Annotated in this window: 5 protein-coding genes and 1 pseudogene; 3 read left to right on the top strand and 3 right to left on the bottom strand. The window is 69.2% G+C overall.

Going from position 1 to position 8,820, the window contains the following annotated elements:
• Window positions 1-50: 50 nt before the first annotated feature.
• Genes ACTHJF_RS08730 through ACTHJF_RS08740 form a run of 3 tightly spaced genes read left to right on the top strand, consistent with a single transcriptional unit; the run spans window position 51 to window position 6,624 of the window.
• Window positions 51-2,717: a beta-mannosidase gene (locus ACTHJF_RS08730; protein WP_440266763.1), complete on the top strand. Its 2,667-nt coding sequence runs from the start codon at window positions 51-53 to the stop codon at window positions 2,715-2,717.
• On the top strand, window positions 2,714-4,156 hold the full coding sequence (locus ACTHJF_RS08735; RefSeq protein ID WP_440266764.1) for a glycoside hydrolase family 125 protein: 1,443 nt from the start codon (window positions 2,714-2,716) through the stop codon (window positions 4,154-4,156). Before ACTHJF_RS08730 ends, ACTHJF_RS08735 begins: the two co-directional genes overlap by 4 nt.
• A gap of 35 nt (window positions 4,157-4,191) precedes the next feature.
• Complete coding sequence (locus ACTHJF_RS08740) at window positions 4,192-6,624, top strand: GH92 family glycosyl hydrolase (protein WP_440266765.1); 2,433 nt, start codon at window positions 4,192-4,194, stop codon at window positions 6,622-6,624.
• A 47-nt stretch (window positions 6,625-6,671) separates the two neighbouring features.
• On the opposite strand, the gene ACTHJF_RS08745 is transcribed toward ACTHJF_RS08740, so the two are convergent.
• From ACTHJF_RS08745 to ACTHJF_RS08755, 3 genes and pseudogenes are all read right to left on the bottom strand, one after another.
• Window positions 6,672-7,124 (bottom strand): hypothetical protein, encoded by a 453-nt coding sequence (locus ACTHJF_RS08745; RefSeq protein WP_440266766.1) that lies wholly within the window; start codon window positions 7,122-7,124, stop codon window positions 6,672-6,674.
• 58 nt (window positions 7,125-7,182) lie between these two features.
• Window positions 7,183-7,971, bottom strand: a complete 789-nt coding sequence (locus tag ACTHJF_RS08750; RefSeq protein WP_440266767.1) for a dienelactone hydrolase family protein — start codon at window positions 7,969-7,971, stop codon at window positions 7,183-7,185.
• Window positions 7,972-8,005: 34 nt separating this feature from the next.
• Window positions 8,006-8,737 (bottom strand): annotated as a pseudogene (locus ACTHJF_RS08755) (FAD-dependent monooxygenase); the annotation flags it as partial.
• Window positions 8,738-8,820 lie beyond the last annotated feature (83 nt).

Raw genomic sequence — 8,820 nt, forward strand, 5'->3', positions numbered from 1 at the left:
GACTTTCATCGCTTGCCAGTGCCGTTGTGGGCTGGCAGCTTGGCGGTCCGATGCGTCGACTGCCCTCCTCTCCCGGCATCCGCTGCTGCGCCTGCGCCCTGGCCCTGCTCCTGCACGGCCTGGTGGCCAACGCAGGCGACGCGATGCCTCGAACCGTGCTGCTGGACCGGGGCTGGGCGTTCCGGCTGGCTCCCGACGCCGCAGCCGCCCGTGCGCATCCCGCGGCCGCCGCGTGGCAGCCGGCCCAGGTTCCCGGCAGCGTCCAATCCAGCCTGCTTGCGCTGGGGCAGTTGCCCGATCCGGACTGGCGCGACAACGAGGCGAAGGTGCAGTGGGCCGGGCTGGCCGACTGGCAATACCGCCTTCGCTTCAGCGCCGATGCCGCGCTGCTGCGCCAGCGCCATCTCGACCTCGTGTTCGATGGGCTGGACACCCTGGCCGAGGTCACGCTCGACGGCCGGCCAGTGCTGCACGCCGACAACATGTTCCGCCGCTGGCGCGTGCCGCTCGACGGTGTGCTGAGCGCAGGCGAACACGTGCTGCAGGTGACCTTCCATTCGCCGATCACCCGCTTGCAGCCATGGCTGGCGAAGCAGCCCTACGCCTTGCCGGGCGAGTTCGATTCCGCGTTCGGCGAAGAGCCGCCCGGTCGCCAGGTGGCGAACTATGTGCGCAAGGCGGCCTACCAGTTCGGCTGGGACTGGGGGCCGCGCATCGTCACCCAGGGCATCTGGCAGGACGCGCGGCTGGAGGCCTGGAGCGGCTGGCGCCTGGAGGATGTCCACGTAGCGCAGACCCACGTCGACGCCGACCGCGCGCAGTTGCAGGCCAGCTTCACCGTGCGCGCCGATGCGGCGGGGCCGGCCCGACTCGCCGTTCACTGGCGCGCACCGGACGGCCGCGAAGGCACGGCCGCGCGCGAGGTGCAGCTCGTCGCCGGATCGCAACAGATCGACTTGCCGCTGACTATCGACCATCCGCAGCGCTGGTGGCCGGCTGGCTATGGCGCGCCGAACTTGTACGAGGTATCGGCCGAGATCGCCGTCGGCAGTCGCGTAGTGGCCCAGACGAAGCGCGAGATCGGCTTGCGCTCGATCGAACTGCGCCGCACCCCCGACCGCTGGGGCCACAGCTTCGCCTTCGTCGTCAACGGCGTCCCCGTGTTCGCCAAGGGCGCCAACCTGGTGCCGTTCGACGCGCTGCTCTCGCGCACTACCGTGGAACGCATGCGCCGCCTGTTGGACGACACGCGCGAAGCGCACATGAACATGCTGCGCGTGTGGGGCGGCGGCACGTACCTGCCCGATGCGTTCTACGCCATGGCCGACCGCCGCGGCCTGATGGTCTGGCAGGACTTCATGTTCGGCGGCGCGATCCCGCCCCCGGACGCGGCGTTCCGCGCCAACGTGAAGCAGGAGGCGATCGAACAGGTGACGCGGCTGCGCGACCATCCCTCGATCGTGCTGTGGTCGGGCAACAACGAGGTGCAGACCAGCTGGGAGAGCTGGGGTGACAGGCAGGATTTTCGCAAGCGCATCGGCGCCGCCGCGAGTGCGCGCATCGAACAAGGCATGCACGCGCTGTTCGACGACACCCTCCGCGAAGTCGCCTCACAGCTCGATCCCGACGTGCCGTACTGGCCGGGCTCGCCGGAAAGCGAAGGCGGTGCGCCGGCCAACAGCCCGGACAGCGGCGACGCCCACGTCTGGGACGTGTGGGGCGGTTCGGCGCCGGTGGAGGATTACCTCAAGAGCACGCCGCGCTTCCAGTCGGAATTCGGCCTGCAGTCGCTGCCGGTGATGGCGACGATCCATACGTTCGCCGCGCCGCAGGACCTGGCGATCGATTCGCCGGTGCTGCGCGCGCACCAGAAATTCGATCACGGCAACGGTAACCAGCGCCTGCTGCTGTACGTGCGCCGTGGCTACGGCGAGCCGAAGGATTTCGCATCGTTCGCCTACCTCAGCCAGGTGATGCAGGCCGACGGCATCGAGCTGGCGGTGGACCATCTGCGTAGCACGCGGCCGCGCAGCATGGGCGCGCTGTATTGGCAGCTCAACGACGTGTGGCCGGGGGCGTCGTGGTCGAGCATCGACGTGGATGGGCGCTGGAAGGCGCTGCAGTTCCGCGCGCGGCAGTTCTACGCGCCGGTGCGAGTGGTGCCGCTGCGCCAGCACGGTCGCACCGCGGTGTTCCTGGTATCCGACCGTACTGAGCCGCTGGCCGCGCAACTGCGCATGCGGGTGATCGGCATGGACGGGACGGTGGTTGCGGACACTACGCGTGCGGTGACGCTGCCGCCGCTGGCCAGCACCCGTGTTGACGACCTTGCCGATGCCGCGCTGCTGCGCGGCGCCAACCCGCACCGCACGCTGGCGGTGTTCGAGCTGATCGCAGACGGCCAGACCCTCTCGCGGCATCTGCTGTATTTCGACCGCGCGGCGGCGCTCACGCTGCCATCGCCAGATATCCATGTCTCGTTGCAACGCGATGCTCACGGCCTCACGGTCGAGCTCGAGGCGAAGCAATTCGCGCGTGCCGTGTGGATAGACTTCGGCGACCGCGACGCGACGCTGTCGGACAACGGCATCGACCTGCTGCCCGGCGAACCGGTGCGCGTGCAGGTGCAGTCGCGCGAAGCGCTCGACACCTTGCGACGGGCGATGCATCTACGCTCCCTGGTCGACGCGACCACCTCACCCGGACCCACCCCATGACGATTACCCGCCGCACCCTGCTCAAGCTCGCCGGCAGCGCGGCGGGCGCACTGGCCGCGGGCATCGGCTTCGCCCGTGCCGACGATGCCGCCAGGCAGCGGTACCTCAGCCAGCGCCCGCCACCGGCCAAACGCCTGTTCACCAGCGCCGCAGTGGAGCGGCAGCTGGCGCAGACCGTGTCGGTCATCGGCGATCCGGAGCTGGCCTGGCTGTTCACCAACTGCTACCCGAACACGCTGGACACCACGGTGCACCTGGACACGCTGGACGGCTGCCCGGATGCCTTCATCGTCACCGGCGATATCGACGCGATGTGGCTGCGCGATTCCGCCGCCCAGGTGTGGCCCTACCTGCCGCTGGTGCGCGAGGACGCGGCGCTGCAGCGGCTCTACCGCGGCCTGATCCACCGCCAGGCACGCTGCATCACCATCGACCCCTACGCCAACGCCTTCCTGCCCGATCCGCGCAGCCGTGCCGCGCTGAGCTGGGCGTTGCACGACGACACCGACATGCGCCCCGGCGTGGCCGAGCGCAAATGGGAGATCGACTCGCTGTGCTGGCCGATCCGCCTGTCCCACGGCTACTGGCAGGCCAGCGGCGACAGCGCGCCGTTCGACGACGACTGGCGCGCGGCCATGCGCCGCGTGCTCGCCACCTTCCGTGTGCAGCAGCGCAAGGAGGGGCGCGGGCCGTACCGTTTCCAGCGCCTGTCGGAGAACGCGGCGGAGAATCCGCCGCTCGGCGGCTACGGCAACCCGGCGCGGCCGGTGGGCTTGATCCACTCGATGTTCCGGCCCTCGGACGATGCCTGCCTGTATCCGCTGTCGGTGCCGTCCAATTTCTTTGCCGTGACCTCGCTGCGCCAGCTGGCGACGATGAGCGAGGCGATCCACCGCGACAGCCCCTTCGCTGTCGACTGCCGCGCGCTGGCCGACGAGGTGGAACAGGCGCTGCATCGCTATGCGCCGATGGCCGGCGATGGCGGCGAAATGTGGGCCTACGAGGTGGACGGTTTCGGCAACCAGTTGTTCATGGACGACGCGAATTCGCCCAGCCTGTCCAGCCTTGCCTACCTCGGCGCCTGCCCGCGCGAGGATGCGCGCTACCGGCGCACCCGCGCGCAGGCCTGGAGCGCGCGCAATCCGTACTTCTTCAGCGGCCGTGCCGCGAGCGGCATCGGCGGACCGCACCAGGGCCTGCGCATGATCTGGCCGATGTCGATCACCATGCGCGCGTTGACCAGCGACAGCGATGCCGAGATCGCCCAGTGCCTGCGCTGGCTCAAGGCCACCCACGCCGGCACCGGCTTCATGCACGAGGCCTTCGACCAGGACGACCCGGCCAAGTACACCCGACGCTGGTTCGCCTGGGCCAACAGCCTGTTCGGTGAGCTGATCGTCGCACTGGCCGCCCATCGTCCGCACCTGCTGAAGCCCTGATCCCGCTCCCCGAACGTATCGACAGAGAGAACGCCATGGTTACCCGTCGCCGCTTCCTGCAAGGTTCCGCCGCCGCCCTCACCCTGCTGGGCACGCGCCTGGCACCGGCCTCGCCGCTCGCCGCCGCGCTGTCCGCCGCCCGCCAGCGGGAGCCGGCCGACGGCTCCCTCACGGGCGGACTGGCGCGCTACGTGGACGTATTCATCGGCACCGGCGGCCACGGCCACACCTTCCCTGGCGCCACCCGGCCGTTCGGCATGGTGCAGCTCAGCCCCGACACCCACGACCAGGGCTGGGACGCCTGCTCGGGCTACCACCAGGGCGATGGCTCGATCATGGGCTTCTCGCACACGCACCTGAGCGGTACCGGCGCCAGCGACATGCTCGACGTGCTGGTGATGCCGGCGCAGGGACCGGTGCGGCTCGACCCGGGCGCGCGCGGCCGGCCCGAGGTGAATTACCGCTCGCAGTTCGACGGCATGCCGCCGAAGGGTGTGCAGCAACCGCCGGTCGACGCGACGATCACACCGGGACCGGGCTATCGCTCGCGCTACGATCGCGCCAGCGAGCAGGCGCGGCCGGGCTACTACCGGGTGCATCTCACCGACCACGACATCCTCGCCGAACTCACCGCCACCGCGCGCACCGGCCTGCATCGCTACACCTTCCATGGCGCGGGCGCGGGCCATCTGCTGGTCGATCTCGCGCACGGCTTCCACGACGGCGACGAGCCGGCCAAAGTCTCCGATGCGCTGCTGCGGGTGGTCGGCAACGACACTCTGGTCGGCAGCCGCCACGTGCACCAGTGGGCGAACGGTCGACAGATGCATTTCGCCATGAAGCTCTCGCGCCCGTTCACGCACGCCACGCTGTACCGCGAGGACGCCGCGCTGGGCGACGCCAGCGAAGCGCGCGGCGATCACCTGAAGGCCGCACTGCACATCGACGACATCGCCAGTGCACCACTGCTGGTGAAGGTGGGCCTGTCCGGCGTGGACATCGACGGCGCGCTGCGCAACCTGGAAGCCGAGTCACCGGGCTGGGACTTCGACGCCACCCGCGACGCCGCGCTGGCCGAATGGGAGCACGAGCTGGGCCGCATCCACATCGACACCGGCTCCGATGCGACGCGGCGCACCTTCTACACCGCGCTCTACCACACCATGTTGGCGCCCACGCTGTTCAGCGACGTCGACGGCCGCTACCGCGGCATGGATCTGGCCGTGCACACGCTGCCGTCGGGGTCGCACAACTACAGCACCTATTCGCTGTGGGACACCTATCGCGCGCTGCATCCCCTACTCACCCTGGTGCAGCCCGAGCGCGTGCCCGACCTCGTCAACGGCCTGATCCGCATGGCCGCCGAGAGCCCGGACGGCCCGCCGGTATGGCCGCTGCAAGGCGTGGAGACCGCCTGCATGATCGGCTACCACTCGGCCTCGGTCGTGGCCGAGGCGATCACCAAGGGCTTCGACGGCATCGACGTCGCCAAGGCCTGGCCGCTGTTCCGCAAGCGCGCGATGGACGACGATTACCGCGGTCTGCCGTACTACCGCAAGCTCGGTTACATCCCCAGCGACAAAGACTGGGAGGCGGTGAGCAAGACGCTGGAATACACGTACGACGACTGGGCCGTGGCGCATATCGCCGATGCCGCCGGCGCGCACGACGATGCGAAGGCGCTGCGCGAGCGTTCGCGCAACTACGCGCACGTGTTCGACGCCAAGCTCGGCTTCGTGCGCCCGCGCGGCGAGAACGGTCAGTGGCTCGAGCCGTTCGATCCGCGCGCGGTGGGCCACAGCTCGCGCTGGCGCGACTTCACCGAATCCAACGCGTGGCAGGCCACCTTCCTCAACCAGCACGACCTGCATCACTACATCGGCATGTTCGGCGGCGACGCGGCGTTCGAGCGCAAGCTCGATGCGCTGTTCACCACCGACTCCACCCAGGTCGGCGACACCCCGCCGGACGTCGCCGGACTCGTCGGCCAGTACGCCCACGGCAACGAGCCCAGCCATCACGTGGCCTACCTCTATGCCTACACCGGCGCGCATCACAAGACCCAGGCGCGCGTGCGCATGCTGCTGCAGACGATGTACGCCGACCAGCCCGACGGCCTGGCCGGCAACGAGGACTGCGGCCAGATGAGCGCCTGGTACGTGCTCGGCGCACTGGGCCTGTACGCGGTCGACCCGGTCAGCACGAACTACGTGTTCGGCAGCCCGCTGCTGGACCGCGCCGAACTCGCGCTCGGCGGCAATCGCACGCTGGTGATCGAAACCATCGGCAATAGCACCGACACGCCGTACATCCAGTCGGTGACCTGGAACGGCCAGCCGTGGACCCGGAGCTGGATCAGCCACGTCGAGCTGGCCAAGGGCGGCACACTCGCCTTCACCATGGGCCGCACGCCGAACCCTGCGTTCGGGCGCGACGCGAAGGATCGGCCGCCGTCGATGCAGGTGTGAGTCCCCATCCAGATGCGGCTGCGCCCGGCGTGGCGCAGCCGATCGATCTACGGGTGCGACGTCGGGAGGGCGATGCTGGGGGGCGGCTGTTCGTCCCCGTCCTCCAGCGCACTTTGCAGCATCGCCTCGAAAGCGGTGTTTCTCGTAGCCAAGGGGTGTGCCTGCAGGTACTGCACATCCGCACGCAGGAGCGAGCAGGCGCTCTCCTGATCGACCGCATCGCGATTACTGCAGGAGGACTGCAGCACGGGCAGGTCCGCGCCCAACAGAAGCTGGACTCGCTGACGCAGCGCAGCCGAATCCCCCTGCGCCAACTGGCGGGCAAGACTCAGGTGCTCTTGCGCATCGATCAATGCGTGATGCGCCATGAACGCAGCCAGGATCCGCCCGCCGCTCCCGCTCATGAGGTAAAAGGCTCCGAGGCCGCCCACGACGACACCGAGCAGGACACCCGCCGTCACCAGCGACGCGACCCAGGCTCTCATCGACAGCTGCTGCATCCTGCGTACCTCCTTCCCTTTGGCGGCTTGCCCGTTTGGCGCCGGGTGTCGCTCCGGATCAGTCGGTGCCGGCGAAGGCGTGGTCCAGCCAGTCGTGCATCAACCGGTAGCTGCGGGCGGCGGCGCGGGCGTCGTACATGCAGCCGGGACTGTGCTGGTCGGTCTCGGTGAAGCAATGCACGGCGTGGCCGAGCACGACGAACTGCCAGTCGGCGGGGCTGGCGCGCATCTCGTCCATGAAGGCCGGCGCGTCGGGCATGGTGCCCTTGTCGTCGGCGCCGTTCATCACCAGCACGCGTGCCTTGATCTGCTTGGCCAGCGCGGGATCGTCGGTGCTGAGGCCGCCGTGGAAAGAAACCACGGCCGCGACGTCCGCGCCACTGCGCGCCAGGTCGAGCACGGCGGTGCCGCCGAAGCAGAAGCCGATCGCGGCCAGGTGCTCAAGGTCGATCGGCGCGCCCTTGGCCTGCGCCTTGAGCTGGGCCAGGGCGGTGATCATGCGCTGGCGCAGTAACGGTCGATTGCCATACAGCGGCTTGGTGGCCGCCTGGGCCTGATCGTTGTTGGCCGGCCGCACGCCTTCGCCATAGAGGTCGGTGACCAGGATCACGTACTGCTTGCCGGCGATCATCTCGGCTTTCTTCACGGCCATCGCATTCACGCCATACCAGTTCGGCACCATCACCAGGCCGGGGCGTTTGGCGGCTACCGCGTTGTCGTAGACCAGCACGCTGCGGAAGGTGGTGCCGTCCTTGGTCCAGGTAACGGTCTTGTGCACCATCGCCGCCTGGGCAGCGAACGAGCCGAGCGAAAGAATCAGCAGCGAAGCGAGACGAAGCAGGCGCATGGCAGGTACTCCGGTGAGCTTGGCAGGGAGAAAATCAACGTCCGGCGGCATGGTCGCCAAGCCGTTGCTTGAGCGGAGTCAGGCGATCGAGCAGGCGCACGCCGAGGCCGCGCGCGGCAACCAGCGGCGGCGCCTGCCACGCGTAGATGCGCGCCAGGGCATCGAAGCCGAGCGCGTCCAGCGTGTCGGCGCTACGGCGGCGCCGCGCATAACGGCGCAGCACGTGCGGCGCAGCGATGTCGCGTCCTTGGGCGCGCGCGGTCACCAGCGTGTCACGCAGCTCGATCACGTCGCGCAGGCCGAGGTTCACGCCCTGCCCGGCCAACGGATGCACCGCGTGTGCCGCGTCGCCGAGCAGCACGAAGCGCTCGCCGTCATAGCGTTCGGCCAGCTTCAACTGCAGCGGGAACGCGGCTCGCGCGCCGGTACCGATAACCCGTCCCAGGCGAAAGTCGCTGGCCACGCCCACGGCGTCGCAGAACGCAGCCTCGTCCAGCGCCAGCACGCGCGCGGCTTCGTCTTCCGGCAGCGACCACACGATCGAGCAGCGCCCGTCGGCCAGCGGCAGCAGAGCCAGCGGACCGGTGGGCAGGAAGCGCTGCCAGGCTGTGTTTGCGTGGGGTCGTTCGGTGCGCACATGCGCCACCACGCCGCGCTGGTGGTAGTCGCGTCCGCGCGTGCCGATGCCGGCCATCGCGCGCAGCGGCGAGGCCGCGCCGTCGGCCGCCACCAGCAAGCGCGCGGACACACTGCCATCCGCGAGCTCGTCGTAGGAGCCCCGTAGGGAGAGAGGTATGTATGAAGATTAAACAACAAAAAAAACATCCAAAACACCACAGTGGTGAAAAA

This window comes from Dyella sp., assembly GCF_051962475.1.
Classification (GTDB): Bacteria; Pseudomonadota; Gammaproteobacteria; order Xanthomonadales; family Rhodanobacteraceae; genus Dyella_A.